This window comes from Hyphomicrobium sp. CS1GBMeth3 (assembly GCF_900117455.1).
Taxonomy (GTDB): domain Bacteria; phylum Pseudomonadota; class Alphaproteobacteria; order Rhizobiales; family Hyphomicrobiaceae; genus Hyphomicrobium_C.
In genome coordinates this window covers 1,984,833-2,005,083 of sequence record NZ_FPHO01000003.1, presented here as the reverse complement: position 1 = coordinate 2,005,083, position 20,251 = coordinate 1,984,833, and the positions used below count along the sequence as shown (strand labels likewise).

Here is a 20,251-nt window from a genome sequence, read left to right as displayed (position 1 = left end):
GCGATCAGACCTGCGCGGCTAGGCGCCAACGGCGCGGGCGCGGCGTGGGGCACGAACGGGCTCGGCCTTGCCGAGCGTCTCCAGCAGGATCGCGCGGCACTGCTCAAGCTCCTTGATCGCGGCCTCGACGACGGCGAGGTGCTCGATGGCACCTGCGCGGGCGCGTGCGCCGCCGCGGCGCGAGGAGACGGGAACGGGACCCGAAGGCCGTGCCGCTCCGATCGCCGGAACGTTTGCCGGCAGAGCGCGTGCATCCGGCCGGGCGCCGCGCGTGGTAGCGCGCGGTTCAACCGCGACGCGACCGTGCTGCTTGACGTGGTCAATCCCCTGCTCGCGCAGGATCTTCTGGACACCCTTGATGGTGTAGCCCTCGGCGTGCAGCAGATGACGGATGCCGCGCAGCAACTCCATGTCTTCCGGCCGATAGTAGCGACGGCCGCCACCGCGCTTCATGGGCCGGACCTGCGGGAAGCGCGCTTCCCAGAATCTCAGAACGTGCTTTTGCACATCGAGCTCATCAGCGACCTCGCTGATGGTTCGAAAAGCCTCCGCTGCCTTGCTCATCGTTACCCCTCGATGCCATGGCCATCGACGATCCGGATCGCTCCGGCCTGCGCTTCGCTGATGTACGGCGCCGGCCCGATAGGCCGGACGGCACAACCGAGCCCCCTCTGCATCTCGAACTGAGTGAAGATGCGCGAACGCCAACGCTACAGCTTGCTTCAACAAGCATACCGCCAACACTGCACGCCGTCTCGATCAATCCGAGTGAAAGGCCACAGCTTTTTTTTCGACGCTGTGCAGAACTCCCACACAGCACCGATCAAAGCTTCACTGTTGTCTCGCGGTTTTTTCGCGGCGACGCGCCGATTGCGTGAGAACTTTTTTCGTCTGTGTGCTCATCGCATCGCGCAGTGCGCGTGGTTGCGCGCGCGGCAGCGCCGACTACGCTGCTCAATGCTCGAAATGAAGGGAACTACTCGGCGGCCTTGGTGCTGGCGCGGCGCGTGCGACCGGAGTTGATCCGGTCCTTCATGATGTTGCTGGGGCGGAAGACGAGAACACGACGCGGCGTGATCGGCACCTCTTTGCCAGTCTTCGGATTGCGACCGATGCGCTCGCCCTTCTGACGGATACCGAAAGAGCCGAATGAGGAGAGCTTCACCTGCTCGCCACGCGCCAAGCTGTCCGAGATCTCGTTCAGCACCAGCTCAACGAGCTCTTGAGACTCGTTTCGCGGCAGACCGACCTTACGGACCACTGCCTCGGCCAAATCGGCACGTGTCAGTGTTTTCCCGCTCATAACGCACGCCTCCCCGTAGCTAGGTATTGTTCCTGATGCTACCGGGGGATGAGCGCGCGGTCAATGCTAGATCGCAACAACCGCCTGAAATCGCACAAGGAATTAGCGCTACCTTTAACCGCAAGTTTTGCAACGTTCAGTTGGCAGATTTGTGCGGCGCACCTATGTGCGATTTCGCATCTGCGAGATCACCAGCGGGCCAGCGCAGCACCCCATGTAAAGCCACCGCCCATGGCTTCCATCAGCACGAGGCTACCCTCCCGCACACGGTGTTCCTCAAAGGCTTGGTTAAGAGCCAGCGGAATCGACGCAGCCGATGTGTTGCCGTGCTTTTCCAGCGTCTTGACGATCTTGTCCTGCTCGATGCCAAGCTTCTTGGCGATGCCGTCGAGAATGCGGATGTTGGCCTGGTGGGGAATGAACAGATCGATCTCGTCTGCGGTGTACCCCGACGCGACCAAAGCCTCCTCGATCACGCCGGAGATTTTTTGCACTGCATGACGGAATACCTCGCGCCCGTTCATGCGCAAATGGCCCACGGTTTTCGTCGAGCCGGGACCGCCATCCACGTACAAAAGATCCTCGAAGCGGCCGTCCGAGCGGATCAGCGTGGTCAGAACCCCGCGATCGTCGCGCGCGCCGTGTTGAGGCTGCGCCTCGAGCACGACGGCGCCGGCGCCGTCGCCGAAGAGGACGCAGGTTGCGCGATCCGTCCAGTCGAGGATGCGCGAGAACGTCTCCGCGCCAACTACCAGGGCGCGGCTCGACTGGCCCGTCTTGATGAAGTTGTCGGCGACGGCCAATGCGTAGACGAAGCCAGAGCACACCGCCTGGACGTCGAAAGCCGCACCCTTAGTAATGCCAAGCCCCGACTGAATACGAACGGCAGTCGAAGGGAATGTACGGTCGGGAGTTGCCGTGGCGCAGACAACGAGATCGATATCAACCGGGTCGATGCCAGCGCGGACCAGGGCCTGATGGGATGCAGCGATACCGAGCGTCGAGGTCAGCTCATCGTCGGCGGCAATATGGCGCTCGCGGATACCGCTGCGCTCGACAATCCATTCGTCGGATGTGTCAACGATCTTCGCGAGGTCGGCGTTGGTCATGATGCGTTTCGGCAGATACGCGCCGACACCGCGGATGACCGATCGAATGACTGCCAAGGTGGCCTCTTCTTTCCTGCTTATTGCGGCCCCTTTTGAGCCCGTACGCTAGCTCGATGAGTGCGTATCGGCGCCGAGCCGGTGGTGGAAGGTCTCTAGATCGGCGGCAAGCCGCTCGATCAGTCCGCTTTCCGCCATTTCGTAGCCGAGATCGACGGCGCTCGCAAAGCCCAGGGCATCGGTGCCGCCGTGGCTCTTGACCGCAAGCCCGTTTAGGCCAAGAAACGTGCCACCGTTAATGCGGCGCGGGTCCATTTTCTCTTTCAAAACCCGAAAGCCTCCGCGCGCAAGGAACGCGCCCAGCTTCGATAAGGTCGTGCGCATCATGGCGTCTTTCAGATAGTAGCCAATCTGCTTGGCGGTTCCCTCGGCGGTCTTGAGAGCGATGTTGCCGGCAAAGCCCTCGACCACCACGACGTCGACCTTGCCCTGTCCGATCTCGTCGCCTTCGATGAAGCCGCGATAATCGAGCGGCAGTTCCTCGCCCTTCTTGAGCTGGGCGTTGGCCTCCTTGACCTCCTCGGCACCCTTGATCTCTTCCACGCCGACGTTCAACAGGCCAACCGTCGGGCGCTCAACGTGGAACAGCGCACGCGCCATGGCGGCGCCCATGAGGGCGAAGTCGGTCAACTGGCGCGCGGAGGCGCCGATGTTTGCGCCCACGTCGAGCACAACGCATTCGGCCGTTGTCGTGGGCCATAGAGCCGCGATGGCCGGACGCTCGATCCCAGGCATGGGGCGCAGGATGAGCTTTGCCATTGCCATCAGGGCGCCGGTATTGCCGGCCGAGACGGCCGCGTGGGCCTCGCCCTTCTGCACGGCTTCGAGTGCGAGCCACATGCTGGAGCCCTTGCCGCGGCGCAGCGCCTGGCTCGGCTTCTCCTGCATGGAGACGACCTGGCTGGTGTGCACGACGCGCGAGCGAGCGGCGAGAGCAGGATGGGCAGCAAGCACCGGCGCAATGCGCGCCTCGTCTCCGAAAAAGATAAAGCTCTGCGCCGGATAGCGTTCGAGCGAGATCGCAGCGCCAGGCACCACGACCTCCGGGCCGTGATCGCCTCCCATGGCGTCGAGCGCTAATGTCCGCGGCTGAGCCATGTGGCCCTTCTTGAACCTGTCGACAAAGGTTCCCGTCTCCAAAGAGGAATAGGGCTGCCGTCCCCCCGGAGGCAAGCCGACGGGAAAATACCCGTTTGGATCGCTGAAACAACAGGCTTCCGCGTCGCAACCGGGGACAAGAAGGCCCTGTGGCCGGGCGGTCAAGAGCCAGGTTTCAACTTGGCCAATGCCGCGAAGGGGTTGGTTGCCTCCGCGCCAGCCTCGATCTTGGGGTCGACCCAATCGAAGGCGGCACCATCTTTACGCGGATAGGGGGGCAGCGCCGACGACAGGACGCCGAACACGATCGTGCCGACATCGATGCGGCCGTCCTCGATGGGTTCGATGTCCGGAATGGAGGACACGACGCGATCGCCTGCGACCGATGGCTCGTCCTCAAGGTCACCAGCAGGGGCCAGCTCGACGGAAAACGGCTCGGAAAGCCGGGCGGGAACCGGCTCGAGCGTCACCACGCACGCCTGTGTGATCCCGGCATCAAGCGTGCCGGAGAGGCGATAGCGGCCCTTGCCGAGTCCCTTGATCTCGTAGGCGACGCTCAAAGCTTCGCAAGCAGGGATATCGAGTTCACGCGCCAACTCGACGCGCTCCTCATCCGTCGCTTGGCGGCGCTCGCTGAGGCCACGCTCCGGGATGTCCGTTACGAGGTGCGTCCAATCGCGAAGGGCTGTCATCGGACACCTCCAATCTCTTCTCTGGTCATGCCGGGAAAATCGGGCAACGCGCTTGGCTCGGCCAACAGCTTCTCGGTCTCTATGCCTTGCAGGGCGGCCCTAAAGCTCAGCGTTGCGTGGGCGATAGCCTCGGCGCCGCTGGTGCGCGAGTCGAGCCCCGGTATGGTTATCGCGAGCTCGTGGCTGAGCGCCTCAGGGGGCTCTTGGGATGCGACGGCGCGACTATAGGCGAGGCACCGCTCGCCGAGCGCTTGCGCGGCGCGCTTGACCTTTTTGGGCACGGACAGATCCCCGACGCCCATCTCGCGCAGGCTATCGTCGACGTCGGTGATGAACGTCTCGCACAATAGACGCGCTGCGTGACGCTCTCCCGTGCCGGCACCCTGGAGGCGCTCCAACACGGGAAACATCGCGAGGATGATCAAGGCGGTGCGGCCTTCCGGGGTATCCTGGACACCATGAACGTCAAAAAACGCAGGCTGGCGGGCGCGGGTCACGATCGCGCCATAAAGGTCGATTGCTGTGCGCCGATCTTCGGCTCTGCGTCTAAACCAGGAGAGCACGCGGGTTTTTCAACCTCTTACGAAAGGGGATTGGGACGATCCCGGCGTTGCCTTGCGGCCTCCTTTTAGCTAAGGGCGGGACTTGAGCACAGGGGTTTCATGAGTCTCCGAGGGGGTCATCGCAGCATGCGCCGTCACCATGCGCCAGGGAGAGATGGCGAGCCGACGCGCGCCCGCGACGTGGCGCTCCGTGCGCTGATGCCCGTTCTGCTGGCCGTCATGGTCGGCATATCGGCCTGCAGCGAGCAAATCACCAAGCACGGCCACCTGTTCCGCGAATCCGATATCGCCCAGGTACAGCCCGGCATGGGGCAGGAGCAGGTCAAACTCATCCTCGGCACGCCGACCACCACTACGACCTACGGCAACGGCTCGGCCTACTATTACATCTCGAGCACGTCGAAGCGCACCGCCTTCATGAAGGGCAACGAGGTCGATCGGCAGGTGCTTGCGGTCTATTTCTCGCCAAACGCCACCGTCGACCGGGTTGCCAACTACGGTCTCAAGGACGGCAAGGTGTTCGACTTCGTGTCGCGCACGACGCCGGCGCCGGGCGGAAAAGAGGACGGCATCTTCAAGCAGCTGTTCCGCAACCTCGGCACCAAGCAGATCTTCGGCGAGGACTAAGCGGAGGCCGCGCGGCGGTGCGCAGCGCCGTCTGCTCGAAGAGTACGGAATGGACGAGAAAGACGACGCAGCGTTCATCGAGGAAGTTCAGGCGTTCGCGCGGCCACTCGTAGCGCGCGGTGACCGGACATTCGCGGAGGTCGTCGAGGAGGCGGTGGAACACCTCCTCGAGGAGAACGAAGACGCGGATCCGACCGCGGTGGAACGCGTGTGCGAGACGGAAATCGACAAGATCTTCGCCGCGCATCTCGCAGCGCAGGCGACGTGGCCTCAGGTTACCGACTGCGACCGGCTTGACCGCGCGTTTGATGCGCTGAACGGCAGTGGCATCGTCGCGCGGCAGGACTTCACCTGCTGCCAGAACTGCGGGCTTGCCGAAATCGGAGACGAGATCCAGGCCGCGGTCAACGCTGGCTTCGACGTGTCGGGGTTCACGTTCTACCACGCGCAGGACACGGATCGTGCCACCGAAGGACACGGCCTCTACCTCACCTACGGCCACGTGGACGGCGACGAAGCCAACAGCGTCGCGATCGGACGGACGATCGTCGCCGCACTTCGCGAAGCCGGGCTCGAAACGGACTGGGACGGCACGATCCGGCAGCGCATCGGAGTGCGCCTCGACTGGCAGCGCCGCATCCCGGCCTCGGCCGTCATCCGTGTCGTAAAATAGGATCGCGCTGCATCGTAGGAAAAGAAAGGCCCCGGCAATTGCCAGGGCCTTTCGCTTGTCAGGGCGATCCTGGTGCGCGCGCTTAGCCGTGGGCCAAGACGGCGAGCAGCAGCAGCGCCACGATGTTGGTGATCTTGATGGCCGGGTTGACGGCTGGGCCGGCGGTGTCTTTGTAAGGATCGCCGACGGTGTCACCGGTCACGGACGCCTTGTGCGCCTCCGAGCCCTTAACGTGCTTCACGCCATCCTTGTCGACGAAGCCGTCCTCGAATGCCTTCTTGGCGTTGTCCCAGGCGCCGCCGCCCGAGGTCATCGAGATGGCGACGAACAGGCCGGTGACGATGACACCAAGCAGCATGGCGCCGACGGCCGAGAAAGCTGCGCCGCGTCCGCCGATGGCCTCAATGACGAAGAACAGAACGATCGGCGACAGCACCGGCAGCAGAGACGGGATGACCATTTCTTTGATCGCCGACTTGGTCAGGAGATCGACGGCGCGGGCATAGTCCGGCCGCTCCGTGCCTTTCATGATGCCGGGCTTGGCCTTGAACTGGCGGCGCACCTCCTCGACGATCGAGCCCGCCGCGCGGCCAACGGCGGTCATGGTGATGCCGCCGAACAGATACGGGATCAGACCGCCCAGCAGCAGACCGACGACGACGTATGGGTTGTCGAGGCCGAAGTTGGTCTCCACGCCTTTGAAGAACTGGTAGGACGTCGAGCCTGCCTCGTTGGCCTTCTGGATGAAGTGCTGGAGGTCGTAGTTGTAGGCGGCGAACAGCACCAGCGCGCCGAGGCCGGCCGAGCCGATCGCGTAGCCCTTGGTGACGGCCTTGGTCGTGTTACCGACCGCGTCAAGCGCATCGGTCGAGCGGCGGACCTCCTTCGGCAGGCCGGACATCTCGGCAATGCCGCCTGCGTTGTCGGTCACGGGACCGAAGGCGTCGAGCGCAACGACGACGCCAGCGAGGCCGAGCATGGTCGTCGTGGCAATGGCGGTGCCGAAGAGGCCCGCCAAGTTGTAGGTCACCAGGATGCCGGTAACGATGACGAGGGTCGGCAGCGCGGTTGCCTCGAGCGAGACGGCGAGACCCTGGATCACGTTGGTGCCGTGGCCGGTGACGGACGCCTGGCTGATCGAGCGCACGGGGCGATAGCCGATGCCCGTGTAGTACTCGGTAATCCAGACGATAAAGCCCGTCACCGCGAGGCCGACGAGGCCGCTGATGAACAGGTTCTGGCCCGTAATCGCGAAGCCGGCTGCTGTGCCGACCTCACCCCAGGTGCCAAGCACGTACTCGGTCGCGATCCAGAGGCCGCCGATCGACAGCACGGCTGTGGCGATGAAGCCCTTGTACAGCGCGCCCATGATCGAGTTGTTGGCGCCAAGCTTGACGAAGAAGGTGCCGATGACCGAGGTCACGATGCAAGCGGCGCAGATGGCGAGCGGGTAGACCATCAGAGACTCGAAGTTGGCCTGACCGGCGAAGAAGATGGCGGCAAGCACCATGGTGGCAACAACAGTCACCGCATAGGTCTCGAACAGGTCGGCCGCCATGCCGGCGCAGTCGCCGACGTTGTCGCCGACGTTGTCGGCAATCGTCGCCGGGTTGCGCGGATCATCCTCGGGAATACCGGCCTCAACCTTGCCCACGAGATCACCGCCGACGTCTGCGCCCTTGGTGAAGATGCCGCCCCCGAGACGGGCGAAGATCGAGATCAGCGAAGCGCCGAACCCCAGCGCCACGAGCGCGTCAATCACCGTGCGGTCGGACGCAGCGTAGCCCAACACTTGCGTCAGGATGTAATAGTAGATGGAGACGCCGAGCAGTGCGAGGCCGGCAACGAGCAGGCCGGTCACAGCACCTGACTTGAAAGCAATGTCGAGGCCCTTGCCGAGCGAAACGCTGGCGGCCTGAGCGGTGCGGACATTGGCGCGCACAGAGACGTTCATGCCGATGTAGCCGGCAAGGCCCGAGAGGACGGCGCCAAGGAGGAAGCCGGCGGCGACAGCCGCTCCGAGCAGGACCCACGCGAGGATAAAGATCAGGACACCGACGACGGCGATGGTCTGATACTGGCGGTTGAGGTAGGCCTGCGCGCCTTCACGGATAGCGCCGGCGATCTCCTGCATGCGCGCATTGCCGGCGTCGGCTTTCATCACGGATTGGATTGTGAAAACGGCGTAGACGATCGCCAACGCCCCGCAGGCGATAATCCCCCAGAGTACCTCTGTCATCGATCCTTCCCCTGTTTGGCCAGCTTTGGCTGCGGCCTTCGTGTGTACGCCCGCTCGCGGCTTAGAGCCCAAAGCGGTCTCGCCCCGATTCAGAGACGCGCGCGGGACCATGCCAAAAGAGCGCAGGCGTTGCAACACAGGCACAGGAGGTAAAAAAGGCGAAGACGCGTGCTGCGGCTTATACACACCGCTGCCTCGCGTCTTCGTTATGCCTGACGTTGCCCCCCAAAGAGCCCAGCAAAGATCGTACGCAACCCACTCCGTGGCTGCGCTTCAAACGCTTCCGAACGGTGGCTATCCGGCCGAGCTATTTACAGGGGCGTGCCTGGATCTGGCAATCAATGGAGCCGCCGCCTTGCGAGCAACTGATCCCCTTGCTTGCCGCACGCGAGAACCGTGCCCAGTCGCTACCGTACTCGAAATCGGTGAAGCTCGCCCACGAGCCGATCGCCGCTTTCTGCGCAGCCGCCTTTGTTTTCCCGGAGCCACTGCCGTAGTGGTAGTGGTCGGTGAAGCACGTCCTGCCGCCTTCGCGGCGCAGGTCGTGCATATAGGCGAAGCCGGTATCATCCGCCAACACAGGTGCCACGCTAGCGACCAGCAGAGCAGCTGCAGCCGCCGTTTTCAGAATTCCGATTGCCGACATGTTAGCCTCGTTCGCATTCAGCCGTGCGCGCGGATTCTGCCCGATTCAGAGACAAGCCTCGATAGGCGTCGCGCCGCAGCGCTGCGAATCATGAGCCGCCGCGGCAAACGAGTTACAGGGAAGGTTAACTGGAGTCAGGAAGTCGGGAAATTCGCCCCCCCCCTCGCGCACCGCCTATTTGACGGCGACAACGCTGATCTCGACCAGCATGCGCGGATCAACGAGCTTGGCCTCGACGCAGGCGCGCACAGGCGTGTCCTTGCCGCCGGTCCAGGCTTTGTAGGCCTCGTTCATCTGCTCGCGGTGGCGGATGTCGTTGAGCCAGATGGTCGCCTGCACGACCTTGGACTTCGAGGTGCCGGCGAGCGCGAGCAGCCGATCGATCTCACGCAGCACCTCCTCGGTCTGGCCCTTGACGTCGCGGGAGAGATCCGACGGCACGATGCCGGCCGTGAACACGAAGCCGTTGGCCTCGGCGGCCTTGGAGTAGATTTCCGTTTCCTCGTGACGCGTGATGCTCATGGCGCGGCGGGCTCCTTTTGTTTGTGAAAGCCCGTCCGCTTAACAGAGCGGAGCGCGTGGCGCCAGTGCGCGCGCGTGATCGGCACTCAGAGCAGCGGTTCCACGGCGACGCGCTTTCCGTCCACGACGAGGGCCTTGATGGCGACGTTGCCCGTATCGCCCACGGCGAGAACAGCCGAGATCTTCTTGTCACGGACCATCGTCTCGAGCTCGCGGCCCGTTCCTTCCGGCACGAAGTAGCTTTCGATGCCGTAGCGCACGGAGGCCGTGGGCTGGGCGTCGCCGGTGGGCCGATAGATGTAGTCGACGATGCCCTTCAGCACGACCTCGGATGGGTTTGCGGTCGCCTCGTAGTGGGTGGCGGCTTTTTGCGCCTCCCACTTTTCAGGCTCCGTCTCCTTGAGCGTGACGTAGATCGTGTCGCCTTGGACGACGCCCTCCGGCACCGGCACGTTGGTGCGGCTGAAGGCATAGCCCAGGATGACGTAGTCGCCGCGGAACAGGTCGCGCGGATCGACAGGGATGACCTCGGCTACGATCTCGCGTCCGTCGCGCAGCAGCGCGATGCGGCCGTAGACCATGCTGGCGAGCGCCACGGTCTGCACCAGCGCGACGATGGCAATTGCGATCCAGGACAGGGGAGACAGCTTGATCATGGCGTGGCCCCCTGCGGCTCGACACGGCTGCTTAGCCTGTAGGCGACGGCGGCAAGGCCGGACACGATCAGGCCGGCGACCAGGAAGAAAAGCGCGCTATTCAAGAGCGTGCCGATGGTCTTTGTGTAAACCGCCATGACCTCGATCGAGAAGCCCGTGTAGCCGAGCCACAGTGCGCCGCGGTTGCCTGCCTTCAGGCCCCACCAGATGGTGGCGATGAGCAGCGCGAGCGCCAGCACGGCGAGAAGGATGAAAACGTCGAGCTTCGGCTCCTCGAAGAACTGCAGCGCCAGCAGGCCGGCGAAGGCGATGATCAAGCCGTAGTTCAAGACGCCGGCCCAGAGTGCGGGCAGCTCAGGCTTCAAACGCTCGCCAGCGACGGAGGCTGCCATGACGACGAGGCCTGCCGCCACCACAAGGCCGTGGGCGTGGCCGTCATTCAACCGATAGCCGAGGCTGATGATGAAGCCGGTGAGCGCGATGCCGGACAGATGCACGCCGGGGCGCCAGCGCTGCCAATAGAATGCGGCCGAGATCAGCGCCCAGGGGATCAGGAACGGCCAGAACACTCGCTCGAGGCGAATCGCCTCGCTGATGCCCCAATAGACGACCAGCACCATGGCAAAGGCGAGCGATGGATTGGAGCGCAAGACGACACCCGCGAGCAGCGCGCCGCCGGCCCAGAGCAGCACCGCATCGGCCGGGTTGCCGTCCATGTGGTACATCTGCGAGACCAGCATTATGGAGCCGCCGAAGATCGCGACGCCAAGTAAGATCGCCGCGCTGGCGAACCCCGGCATACCGCGCCGCGCAAGGAAGCCCGCCAAGCCATAGGCTGCCCACAGCGCCGCGACCAGCATGCCGAGGCGCATGATGCGCGGCATGTCCTGCCAGTTGGCGGCGACGAAGCTCATGATTGCGAAGCCGATCAGTACTGCGGACAGGATCGCCAAAGCGTTGGCGAGACCGATGGTGTGCACGCCGCCCTTCTCGACGTCGCGCCGGATTGCTGCTTCGCCCTCGGGCGTGATCCAACCGGCCTCGCGCCAGCGCGTGAGGTCTTGGTCAATGCGTTTGCGGTAGCTCCACATGGAGGGAAGGGGTCCTGGGCTAGCGTCGTAGGTGGGCGGTCTGCGTTCTTCTCATGGATGCATCTCTCTCATGGGACGCATCCGACCGAACCTAATCGCCGGAAATATTTATGTCATGAGCATGACCGGGACGCAGGTATACTTACCCGCGTCCCGGAATCGTAAACCGGGATGAACAGCCCAAATCTCAATCCATTCCCTCGAAAAAGATCAGGGACTGGGCGACGGCGGTGTCTCTGGCGACGGCGTTTCTTCCGGCGCAGGGGTCGGAGCGGGCTCCGGTGCTGGTGTTGGCTCGGGCGCAGGCGACGGGGCCACCGACGGAGCCGGCGATGTCGCCTCGGGCGTTGTCGTAGTAGTGTCCGGTGCCGGCGAGAACGCCGTATAAGCGATCACCGCCAGAGCGATCGCAGCTGCAATTGCGACGACGACTTTTGTATCCATGGGTTTTCTTTCCTCCTTCGTGCTCCTGAACAACACGAAGCGGGGGTCATATCATGCTTTGTACTTTCAAGCCAGAAACGCAGCATAAATGCTTATCGTCCGGAAGGGCTCGACGGCAGCGGCGACGCACGCCACAATGCGCTTCGGATCGATGATGCTCCGTGTTGCGCTGCATCAATAACTTTTCGTCAAGAATGGTGCTCCATGGATCTCGACGCAACGTTTCTGGCGCGCATCCAATTCGCGTTTACGGTCTCGTTCCACATTATCTTCCCGAGCTTCACAATCGGGCTCGCCGCTTTCATTGCGACGCTGCTCATTCGCTGGCGCATGACAGGGGAAGATCATTTTCACCGGCTGGCCCGCTTCTGGACGAAGATCTTCGCCGTCTCCTTTGCCATGGGCGTGGTGTCGGGCATCGTGCTTTCCTACGAATTCGGCACTAACTGGAGCGGATTTTCGCGCGTGGTCGGCAACGTGCTTGGGCCACTGCTCGGCTACGAGGTGCTGACCGCGTTCTTCCTCGAAGCCTCTTTCCTCGGCATCATGCTGTTCGGCTGGAATCGCGTGCCGCCCAATCTGCATGTGGCGTCGGCGGTTCTCGTCGCCATCGGCACCTCGATCTCGGCGTTCTGGATCCTGTCGGCCAACAGTTGGATGCACACGCCTGCGGGCCACGAGATCCGTGACGGAATCGTGCATCCTGTGAGCTGGCTCGAGATCATCTTCAATCCGAGCTTCCCCTATCGGTTCGCGCATATGTTCACGGCGGCCTTCCTCACGACGTCGCTGGTCGTGGCGGCGGTGGGGGCGCGCTATCTGCTCAAGAACCGTTACGCCGTGGAAGCGAAGACGATGCTGCGCATGGGCATCGGGATGGTGGCCGTGCTGGCGCCGCTGCAGCTTTTCATCGGCGATCAGCATGGACTCAACACGCTTGAGCACCAGCCGGCGAAGGTCGCGGCGATGGAAGCTCACTGGGACGGCAGCGAGCCCGCAGATTTGGTGCTGTTCGCATGGCCCTCCGAAAGCGAGGAGCGGAACCTCTACGAGCTTTCCATCCCCAACGTCGCCAGTCTGATCCTTACGCATCAGCTCGACGGCCGCATTCAGGGTCTCAAGGATTTCGCGCCTCAAGACCGTCCGCCCGTGAAGCCGGTGTTCTTCGCCTTCCGCGTCATGGTCGGCCTCGGCATGCTCATGATCGCGGCGGGCCTGATCGGCGCCTTCCTTTGGTGGCGCGGCAAGCTTTTCAGCTCGCGCTGGTTCCTCACGCCGCTCGCGTTCTCGTGGCCGGCGGGCTTCATCGCCATCCTCGCCGGGTGGTGGGTGACGGAGACGGGCCGGCAGCCGTGGCTCGCGCACGGCATCCTGCGCACGGCGGACGCGGCCTCGCCCGTGTCGGCCAACGCCGTGCTGACGACGCTGATCCTGTTCGTGGTCGTCTACTCGATCGTGTTCTCGATGGGTATCTACTACATAAACCGGCTGATCGAGAAAGGACCAACAGGCGCCTCCGTGAAGCCGTCGGAAGGCGTGCCGTCGCGGCCGCTTTCGGCTGCCGAGGAAGCCGCCCACGAAGCCATCGAAGGGACGAGGTGAGCCATGGAAGGTCTGGCCTACTGGCTGCCGCTCGTCTGGGTCGTCGTGCTCGGCGTCGCGGTGGCGCTCTATGTGGTGCTCGACGGTTTCGATCTCGGCATCGGCATCCTGTTTCCCGCGAACCCGGAGGAATCCCATCGCGACCAGATGATGAACTCGGTGGCACCGTTCTGGGACGGCAACGAGACGTGGCTCGTGCTCGGCGGTGGCGGGCTGCTGGTCGCCTTTCCGCTTGCCTACTCGATCATCATGCCGGGCGTCTATCTGCCGGTGCTGATCATGCTGCTCGCGCTCGTGTTCCGCGGCGTCGCGTTCGAGTTCCGCTGGGTGGCGAAGCCGCGCCACCAGATCTGGGATCTGGCGTTCGCCGGCGGCTCGATCACGGCAGCATTCATGCAGGGCATCATTCTCGGTCACATCCTCGAAGGCATCATGGTCGTCGACAACGCCTTCGCGGGGGGCACGTTCGACTGGTTGACGCCGTTCGCCCTCTTGACCGGCGTGGCGGTGGTTGCGGGCTACGCGCTGCTCGGCGCGACCTGGCTCGTCATGAAGACCGACGGCGAGGTGCAGGCTCGGGCGCGAGAACACGCCAAGTGGCTGCTGCCGGTGGTGCTGGCGGCGCTGGCTATCGTCAGCGTTTGGACGCCGCTCGCGATCCCGCGCATTTTCGAGCGCTGGTTCACGCTGCCGAACTTCTTCTGGCTGGTGCCGGTGCCGCTGCTCACGGCCTATGCCGCGTGGCGCTGCTGGTCTGGGCTACACAAGAGCGAAGACACGACGCCGTTCGTGGCGACGATCGCGCTTTTCCTGCTCGGCTTCATCGGGCTCGCGGTGTCGAACCTGCCGTATATCGTGCCGCCGACGCTCGATGTCTGGCAGGCGGCGGCGCATCCGTCTTCACAGCTCTTCATGCTGGTCGGCGTGCTCATCCTGCTGCCGATCATCCTCGCCTACACGGTGTTCGTCTATTACACGTTCCGCGGCAAGGTACGGCACGGCGAGGGCTATCACTGACCTGCCGGCCTTGCGGAGCGGGCGGTCTGTCGCAGGGGCGCCGCTTGACGTATCCCGGCGCGGGCTGTGATAGGCTCGGCCCATGACAACCATAAAACCCATCCACGTCATCGGCGGGGGCCTCGCCGGCTCGGAGGCCGCTTGGCAGATCGCCGAAGCGGGCGTTCCCGTCGTGCTGCACGAGATGCGGCCAACTCGCATGACGGATGCGCACAAGACCGAAGGTCTCGCCGAGCTCGTGTGCTCGAACTCGTTCCGCTCCGACGAGTGGGAAACGAATGCCGTCGGCCTGTTGCACGCCGAGATGCGCCGGCTGGGATCGCTGATCCTCAAGGCCGGAGACTTGCATAAGCTGCCGGCGGGCGGCGCGCTTGCCGTCGATCGCGACGGCTTCTCGGCCGAGGTGACGGAACGGCTCGGCACGCATCCGCTGGTCAGCATCGAGCGTGGCGAGGTTGCCGGGCTTCCTCCCGGCGAGTGGGACAGCGTGATCGTGGCGACGGGGCCGCTGACGTCGCCCGCACTCAGCGACGCCGTGCAGAAACTCACCGGCGAAGGCGAGCTCGCGTTCTTCGACGCCATCGCGCCGGTCATACATCTGGACAGCATCGACCAGTCGATCGCGTGGCGCCAATCGCGCTACGACAAGGCCGGGCCGGGCGGCACGGGCGCGGACTATCTCAACTGCCCGATGTCGAAAGAGGAATATGAGGCCTTCATCGACGCGCTGATCGCGGCCGAGAAGACGAGCTTCAAGGACTGGGAAGCCTCGACACCCTACTTCGATGGCTGCCTGCCTGTGGAGGTGATGGCCGAGCGCGGGCGCGATACGCTGCGCTTCGGGCCAATGAAGCCCGTCGGTCTCACCGATCCGCGCACCGGGCGGCGGCCCCATGCCGTGGTGCAGCTCAGGCAAGACAATGCGCACGGCACGTTGTGGAACATGGTCGGCTTCCAGACCAAGATGAAACACGCCGAGCAGGTGCGGGTGCTGCGCATGATCCCGGGGCTCGCGGACGCCGAGTTCGCGCGGCTCGGGGGGCTGCATCGCAACACCTTCCTCAACTCGCCGAAGCTCATGGACGGCGCACTGCGCCTCAAGGCCGAGCCGCGGCTGCGCTTCGCGGGCCAGATCACCGGCGTCGAGGGGTATGTCGAGAGCGCGGCGATCGGGCTGCTTGCGGGGCGCTTCGCGGCTCAGGAGTGCAAGGGCGAACCGGTTGGGCCGCCGCCTCCAACGACGGCGCTCGGTGCGCTGCTCGCGCACATCACGGGCGGACATATTGAATCGGGCGCCGGTTCGTTCCAGCCCATGAACATCAACTACGGCTTGCTGCCACCGCTCGACGAGACGCCTACAGCGGGCGCAGACGGACGCCGGCTCAAGGGCAAGGAGCGCGGCCAGCAGAAGAAGCGCCTCATGTCGCGGCGCGCGCTCGCGGACCTCGATCAATGGCTCGCCGAGCGGGAGCCGGCGGAGGCGTAACGAGGAGCAGACACCTGGGCGACGCCGAACAGACCATCGTCAAAGTCGTGCCGCGTATCGATCTTGTCGGGGCGCAAGCGTGGGAGGCGTGTGCTAACCCCGATCCCGCGACGTTCAATCCGTTTCTAAGCCATGCTTTTCTCGATGCGCTCGAGAAGTCCGGTGCGGTCGGGAAAGGAACGGGCTGGGTTCCGCAGCATCTGGTGCTCGAAGCGCCCGGCGGCGACGTGCTCGGCGTGATGCCGCTTTACGCCAAGACCAACAGCCAGGGCGAATACGTCTTCGATCACGCCTGGGCCGAAGCGCTTCACCAAGCGGGCGGACGATATTATCCGAAGCTGCAGAGCGCGGTGCCGTTCACGCCGGTGCCGGGGCGGCGCCTGCTGGCGCGGCCTGGTCTGCTTGAGACGGAGACGGAACGGCTGCTTGCGCACGCGGCCGTGGCGTTTGCCGACCGCATCGAAGCCTCGTCGGTGCACATCACCTTTCTGACCGAGGGCGAGTGGCGACGGCTCGGCGCCGACGGGTTCCTGCAACGCACGGGCCAGCAGTTCCACTGGCGCAACGAGGGCTACCGGAGCTTCGACGATTTCCTGGCGACACTCGCGTCGCGCAAGCGCAAGCAACTCCGCAAGGAGCGGGCGGAGGCGCAGGCGGCCGTCGAGATTTTCTCCGTCACAGGGCGCGAGATCACGGAAGCGTATTGGGACGCGTTCTATGCGTTCTACATGGACACCGGCTCGCGCAAGTGGGGTCGGCCGTATCTCAACCGCCGCTTCTTCTCGCTGCTCGGCGCGACGATGGCGGATCGCTGTCTTCTCGTCTTCGCGCGGCGCGCGGGCGAGCTCGTGGCTGGCGCGCTGCATTTGATCGGCGGCGACTGCCTTTACGGGCGCTATTGGGGCGCCACCGAGCATCACCCGTCCCTGCATTTCGAGCTCTGCTACCATCAGGCGATCGACTATGCGATCGCGCACGGGCTTGCGCGGGCGGAAGCAGGCGCCCAGGGCGAGCACAAGCTTGCCCGCGGGTATCTGCCGGAGACGACCTATTCGCTGCACTGGCTCGCCGACCCGCGGCTCGAGTCGGCGGTGGCGCGCTATCTCGCGGAGGAGCGCGGCGAGGTCGCGGAGATCAACGCGCTGTTGCGCGACCACGCCCCATTCAAGAAGGACGGCTGACTTCCGCCGTCCAACTTCGGCGGATGTGACAGTCGGACAAGGAGCTTGCCGTCTGCGGCATGCAATGCTTTTAGAAGGCGGCAACCGCAGACGGGGATACGCACCATGGCCTACGATGACAATAACGTCTTCGCCAAGATCCTGCGCGGGGAGGTCCCGGCGCACAAGTTGCTCGAAGACGACGACGTGATCGTGTTCATGGATGTCATGCCGCAGGGGCCGGGCCATACGCTTGTTGTGCCGAAGGCGCCGTCGCGGAACCTGCTCGATGCGGACCCCGCTGTGCTGGCAAAGCTGCTACCCGTTGTCCAAAAGGTGGCCGCTGCCGTGAAGAACGCCTTCGCAGCGGATGGCGTCAGCGTCTTCCAGTACAACGAGCCAGCCGGCGGGCAGAGCGTGTTTCACCTCCACATCCACGTGGTGCCGCGCTTCGAGGGCGTGGCGCTGAAGCCCCATTCCGGAAAGATGGAAGACCAAGCCGTGCTCGCCGCCAACGCAGAGAAGGTGCGCGCGGCGCTGGCGGGCTCGTCATGAGCTCGTAAGGCCGCACCCCGTGAGGGCTGCGCCGTGGCTTCGGCTGTCGGAACACGGTGGGAATCCAGCTCGCTCTTCGTTGGCCGCTCCGCAGTTGAGGGGGCAGGTCAGACGCCGCTACGGTCGCGCCGCGGTAGTCGTTTTGACCGTTTCTCCTTGCACTCGGCAATGAGCCGCTGCTCGTCCTGCCATCCCATCTCCCAGCGGCACCGGCGAAACCAGCCCTGGTAGGGATTTTCTTGAAATGGCTTGCCTTCGCGGCTTGCCTTCCGGCCGGCCTCGTAATCACGCATGGCGGCAGGGTTTCCGTGATAGTTCATGACACCGCTCCTTCGGGTGGAGCCGTCGCTGGATCAGGCCAGTCGGCTCGCTCGGTGCATATTTCGGGTCAACGCCATAGGTTTTCGAGATGGATAAACCGGCGCGAACATAAGAATCCCATAAAGAAAGGAAGGCACCTTGTGCGGCTCGCACATATGGCGGCCTTTAAGGACGCAACCTTACCCTATGCGCGCATGGGCTAATGTGTCGAAGCCTTGCGGTCGGCATTTCGGGCGAGCCCAAATTTTTCAATCCTCTGCAGGATTAGCGCAACGCGCGTCAGCGGCTCTTACCGGACGGGGGACAGTGCGTCGCGGACTGGCGGGTCCATGCGCTCGACCTCGACCTTTGCTCGCGGCGACGGCGCGGCATAAACTGCGGCTTTCTCGCCGTAGCACCCGGCGATGCAGGTGATGCTGGCCGCTTGGCTCGCGTCCGACAGCGAAGCGGAGGTCGGCACCATGATGGCTTGCCGTTCCTCGGTCGCGACCGGGCGCTCGCGCGAGAATACGACCAGTGCGCCTGAGCCATCGGCGCAACCAGCCTCGCAAACGACGATATCTTGATCGGGATGCGCAGCCGCGAGCGGATGCGGCTTTGCCAGCCTGGCCTTCTCTCTGTCGAGGATGGTCCTGGCGCGGCGCGTGTAATAGTCGGCGGTGTCTGCTCGGGCCGCAGACACCGGCTCGGCGCGGGCTTCTTTGCAATCGAGAGCTAGAACGACGAGCGCGCCAAGGCTCGCAAGCAATGACGCTCGAATTCCGACGGCACGCATGACTTCCCCCACGCCACAACGCTTTGCGAACCCGGACATTCGCAAGGTGGAGTTAAGGAAGGCTTGCGCGATACAGTACCCTCGCCCGCAAAGCCGGTTCGCGCTCTTCCGGACGCCCTAACGTGCCAAGGCAGGGTAGCGCCAATAGGCGCCGTGGTCGGTAACGACTTCCTCCAGGGCCGGCGTACGCAGCTTGGGCGGCCTGACGCCGGTCGCGATCAGCGCGGCAATATCCTCGAGCAGCTTGTTGTTCTCAGCATATCCCGAGTGGTTGAGCCCCAGGCTGTCCATACTCGCGGCCGAGACGTCGATGGTGTCGATGCCCGGTAGCACGAGAGGTCCGGTCACCGGCACGTCGCCCGCACGCGGGATGCCACCGTAAAAGTTGCGCGAGACGATGAGCGCGCGATCGTTGCCGGCGGCATAGAGCGTCACGCCGCCGGCGAGACCCTTTATGTCGGCTGCTATGTTGGCGAAGTTATCACGATCGACGTCGGGTGCAGCGAGGATCACCTGGCTGATGCGGACGCTGTCGGGCGTCGAGCGGCGCAGGTCGCGCAGAACCTGCAGCGTCGGCTGGTTGCCCATGCTGTGGGCGATGATGCTGACCGACTGGGCGCCGGTTTTCTTGATGACGAGCTCCATGAACTGCTTGAGGTATGGCTCGGACTGACCCGAGCTTTCGCGATCATAGGTGTAGCTCGCAAGGCCGCCGCCAGAGGGCCAGCTGTAGGAAAAGGCCGCGCCGTCGAACTTCAGGTCGTAGGCGATCTGCGCCGTGCGATAGATGGCGTAGTCGAAGCTCGTATTGTAGCCGTGCACGAAGATGAAGGCATGGTTCTTGTAGCGCTCGGACACCGCCAGGCGATCGCGCACCAGGGTCAGGAACTCATCCTCGGAAAGAGACTTGATCTCCTCCATCGTGAAATGACGGTTCGGATCCTCCTTCTCCTCGTACAGCGTGATGTTGAAGACGCGGATGGCCCACGGCCGCTCGATGGCCGGCACCTGATGTACCTTCGGGACCGTGACGAGCGCACGGCCAAGCTCCAGCCGGCGGCCGCGATCGCTGCCGTAATCGAGCCGATTGCCGTCCGTCTTCCTGGCGCGATCGGTTCCGTAATATACCGGAACGACATCCCACGCGCCGCGCGGCGCAGGGGGCGCTGCCGCGGCCGGAGGCCCGCTGCCACCGCCGCCGACGGCATCGGGCGCGGACGCGGCTGGCGGGGGAGCAGGCGCAGGAGCAGGCTGTGGTGGCGGCGCAGCGGAGCGCGGAGCGCCGTAGCGCCGCCGTTCCAGCGCGCGCCCGTCGTCCGCCGCGGGCGGAGTTTCGTACTCGAACGTGTCGGATCCAGGCGCCGCGCTCTCCTCGGGCGCGCCGTCCCCGTTCGCGGCCGCGGGAGGTGCGCCGGCCGACGGCACCTCTTCCTGAGGTGCGGGGGCGGACGGCGCTTGTCCACTCTTTTGAGGGGCTTCCCCACAAGAGGCCAGCGCCATTGCCGTAAAGCAGAGCGCAACCAGACAGACCCTACGCACTCTCGCCTCCCCCGATCGCCTCCCATGCGCCATTGAAGGAGCGCTCCGGCGTTCCCACTTTCCAAATGGTACAAAG

General features: G+C 64.3%; 22 protein-coding genes. 7 read left to right on the top strand and 15 right to left on the bottom strand.

Annotated elements, in window-relative coordinates:
- Window positions 1-18: 18 nt before the first annotated feature.
- The 6 genes from CS1GBM3_RS16795 to CS1GBM3_RS16770 all read right to left on the bottom strand — a co-directional run bounded on the left by CS1GBM3_RS16795 (window position 19) and on the right by CS1GBM3_RS16770 (window position 4,756).
- The gene (locus CS1GBM3_RS16795; protein WP_072396670.1) at window positions 19-564 is read right to left on the bottom strand and encodes a MerR family transcriptional regulator; all 546 of its coding nucleotides are present in this window, start codon (window positions 562-564) and stop codon (window positions 19-21) included.
- A 412-nt stretch (window positions 565-976) separates the two neighbouring features.
- Window positions 977-1,303 (bottom strand): integration host factor subunit alpha, encoded by a 327-nt coding sequence (locus tag CS1GBM3_RS16790; RefSeq protein WP_072396669.1) that lies wholly within the window; start codon window positions 1,301-1,303, stop codon window positions 977-979.
- 188 nt (window positions 1,304-1,491) lie between these two features.
- A complete protein-coding gene (locus tag CS1GBM3_RS16785) occupies window positions 1,492-2,469 on the bottom strand; it encodes a beta-ketoacyl-ACP synthase III (RefSeq protein WP_072396668.1) in 978 nt (325 codons plus the stop codon).
- A gap of 48 nt (window positions 2,470-2,517) precedes the next feature.
- Window positions 2,518-3,567 (bottom strand): phosphate acyltransferase PlsX, encoded by a 1,050-nt coding sequence (plsX, locus tag CS1GBM3_RS16780; protein WP_072396666.1) that lies wholly within the window; start codon window positions 3,565-3,567, stop codon window positions 2,518-2,520.
- A 161-nt stretch (window positions 3,568-3,728) separates the two neighbouring features.
- Window positions 3,729-4,259, bottom strand: coding sequence for a YceD family protein (locus CS1GBM3_RS16775; protein WP_072396664.1), 531 nt, complete (start codon window positions 4,257-4,259; stop codon window positions 3,729-3,731).
- A complete protein-coding gene (locus CS1GBM3_RS16770; protein ID WP_171946516.1) occupies window positions 4,256-4,756 on the bottom strand; it encodes a ubiquinol-cytochrome C chaperone family protein in 501 nt (166 codons plus the stop codon). The genes CS1GBM3_RS16775 and CS1GBM3_RS16770 overlap by 4 nt, the downstream gene beginning before the upstream one ends.
- A 192-nt stretch (window positions 4,757-4,948) precedes the next feature.
- Between CS1GBM3_RS16770 and bamE the strand changes: the two genes are divergently transcribed.
- Window positions 4,949-5,449, top strand: a complete 501-nt coding sequence (gene bamE, locus CS1GBM3_RS16765; RefSeq protein WP_244534680.1) for an outer membrane protein assembly factor BamE — start codon at window positions 4,949-4,951, stop codon at window positions 5,447-5,449.
- A gap of 49 nt (window positions 5,450-5,498) precedes the next feature.
- Window positions 5,499-6,122 (top strand): DUF6891 domain-containing protein, encoded by a 624-nt coding sequence (locus tag CS1GBM3_RS16760; RefSeq protein WP_072396660.1) that lies wholly within the window; start codon window positions 5,499-5,501, stop codon window positions 6,120-6,122.
- 82 nt (window positions 6,123-6,204) lie between these two features.
- Here CS1GBM3_RS16760 and CS1GBM3_RS16755 read toward each other — a convergent pair whose 3' ends face one another.
- The 6 genes from CS1GBM3_RS16755 to CS1GBM3_RS19630 form a co-directional block, all read right to left on the bottom strand.
- Complete coding sequence (locus CS1GBM3_RS16755; protein WP_072396658.1) at window positions 6,205-8,361, bottom strand: sodium-translocating pyrophosphatase; 2,157 nt, start codon at window positions 8,359-8,361, stop codon at window positions 6,205-6,207.
- 307 nt (window positions 8,362-8,668) lie between these two features.
- Window positions 8,669-9,007, bottom strand: a complete 339-nt coding sequence (locus CS1GBM3_RS16750) for a hypothetical protein (RefSeq protein ID WP_072396655.1) — start codon at window positions 9,005-9,007, stop codon at window positions 8,669-8,671.
- Between the two features lie 174 nt (window positions 9,008-9,181).
- Entirely contained in the window at window positions 9,182-9,529 is a 348-nt protein-coding gene (locus tag CS1GBM3_RS16745) for a RidA family protein (protein ID WP_072396653.1), read from the bottom strand.
- A gap of 86 nt (window positions 9,530-9,615) precedes the next feature.
- Window positions 9,616-10,185 (bottom strand): GDYXXLXY domain-containing protein, encoded by a 570-nt coding sequence (locus CS1GBM3_RS16740; RefSeq protein ID WP_072396651.1) that lies wholly within the window; start codon window positions 10,183-10,185, stop codon window positions 9,616-9,618.
- Complete coding sequence (locus tag CS1GBM3_RS16735) at window positions 10,182-11,276, bottom strand: DUF2157 domain-containing protein (RefSeq protein WP_072396649.1); 1,095 nt, start codon at window positions 11,274-11,276, stop codon at window positions 10,182-10,184. The genes CS1GBM3_RS16740 and CS1GBM3_RS16735 overlap by 4 nt, the downstream gene beginning before the upstream one ends.
- Window positions 11,277-11,486: 210 nt before the next feature.
- Window positions 11,487-11,720, bottom strand: a complete 234-nt coding sequence (locus tag CS1GBM3_RS19630) for a hypothetical protein (RefSeq protein WP_072396647.1) — start codon at window positions 11,718-11,720, stop codon at window positions 11,487-11,489.
- A gap of 204 nt (window positions 11,721-11,924) precedes the next feature.
- Between CS1GBM3_RS19630 and CS1GBM3_RS16725 the strand changes: the two genes are divergently transcribed.
- The 5 genes from CS1GBM3_RS16725 (at window position 11,925) to CS1GBM3_RS16705 (ending at window position 17,540) form a co-directional block, all read left to right on the top strand.
- The gene (locus CS1GBM3_RS16725; RefSeq protein ID WP_072396645.1) at window positions 11,925-13,322 is read left to right on the top strand and encodes a cytochrome ubiquinol oxidase subunit I; all 1,398 of its coding nucleotides are present in this window, start codon (window positions 11,925-11,927) and stop codon (window positions 13,320-13,322) included.
- A gap of 3 nt (window positions 13,323-13,325) precedes the next feature.
- Window positions 13,326-14,339, top strand: a complete 1,014-nt coding sequence (gene cydB / locus CS1GBM3_RS16720) for a cytochrome d ubiquinol oxidase subunit II (protein WP_072396643.1) — start codon at window positions 13,326-13,328, stop codon at window positions 14,337-14,339.
- A gap of 82 nt (window positions 14,340-14,421) precedes the next feature.
- Window positions 14,422-15,825, top strand: a complete 1,404-nt coding sequence (gene trmFO / locus CS1GBM3_RS16715) for a methylenetetrahydrofolate--tRNA-(uracil(54)-C(5))-methyltransferase (FADH(2)-oxidizing) TrmFO (RefSeq protein WP_072396641.1) — start codon at window positions 14,422-14,424, stop codon at window positions 15,823-15,825.
- On the top strand, window positions 15,792-17,006 hold the full coding sequence (locus tag CS1GBM3_RS16710; RefSeq protein ID WP_072396639.1) for a GNAT family N-acetyltransferase: 1,215 nt from the start codon (window positions 15,792-15,794) through the stop codon (window positions 17,004-17,006). The genes trmFO and CS1GBM3_RS16710 overlap by 34 nt, the downstream gene beginning before the upstream one ends.
- Window positions 17,007-17,111: 105 nt before the next feature.
- Window positions 17,112-17,540, top strand: coding sequence for an HIT family protein (locus tag CS1GBM3_RS16705; RefSeq protein ID WP_072396637.1), 429 nt, complete (start codon window positions 17,112-17,114; stop codon window positions 17,538-17,540).
- A 107-nt stretch (window positions 17,541-17,647) separates the two neighbouring features.
- Here the strand turns inward: CS1GBM3_RS16705 and CS1GBM3_RS16700 are convergent, their stop codons facing one another.
- From CS1GBM3_RS16700 to CS1GBM3_RS16690, 3 genes are all read right to left on the bottom strand, one after another.
- Window positions 17,648-17,860, bottom strand: coding sequence for a hypothetical protein (locus CS1GBM3_RS16700; RefSeq protein ID WP_072396635.1), 213 nt, complete (start codon window positions 17,858-17,860; stop codon window positions 17,648-17,650).
- 290 nt (window positions 17,861-18,150) lie between these two features.
- The gene (locus CS1GBM3_RS16695) at window positions 18,151-18,636 is read right to left on the bottom strand and encodes a hypothetical protein (protein WP_072396633.1); all 486 of its coding nucleotides are present in this window, start codon (window positions 18,634-18,636) and stop codon (window positions 18,151-18,153) included.
- 117 nt (window positions 18,637-18,753) lie between these two features.
- Window positions 18,754-20,175 (bottom strand): alpha/beta hydrolase, encoded by a 1,422-nt coding sequence (locus CS1GBM3_RS16690; RefSeq protein WP_244534679.1) that lies wholly within the window; start codon window positions 20,173-20,175, stop codon window positions 18,754-18,756.
- Window positions 20,176-20,251 lie beyond the last annotated feature (76 nt).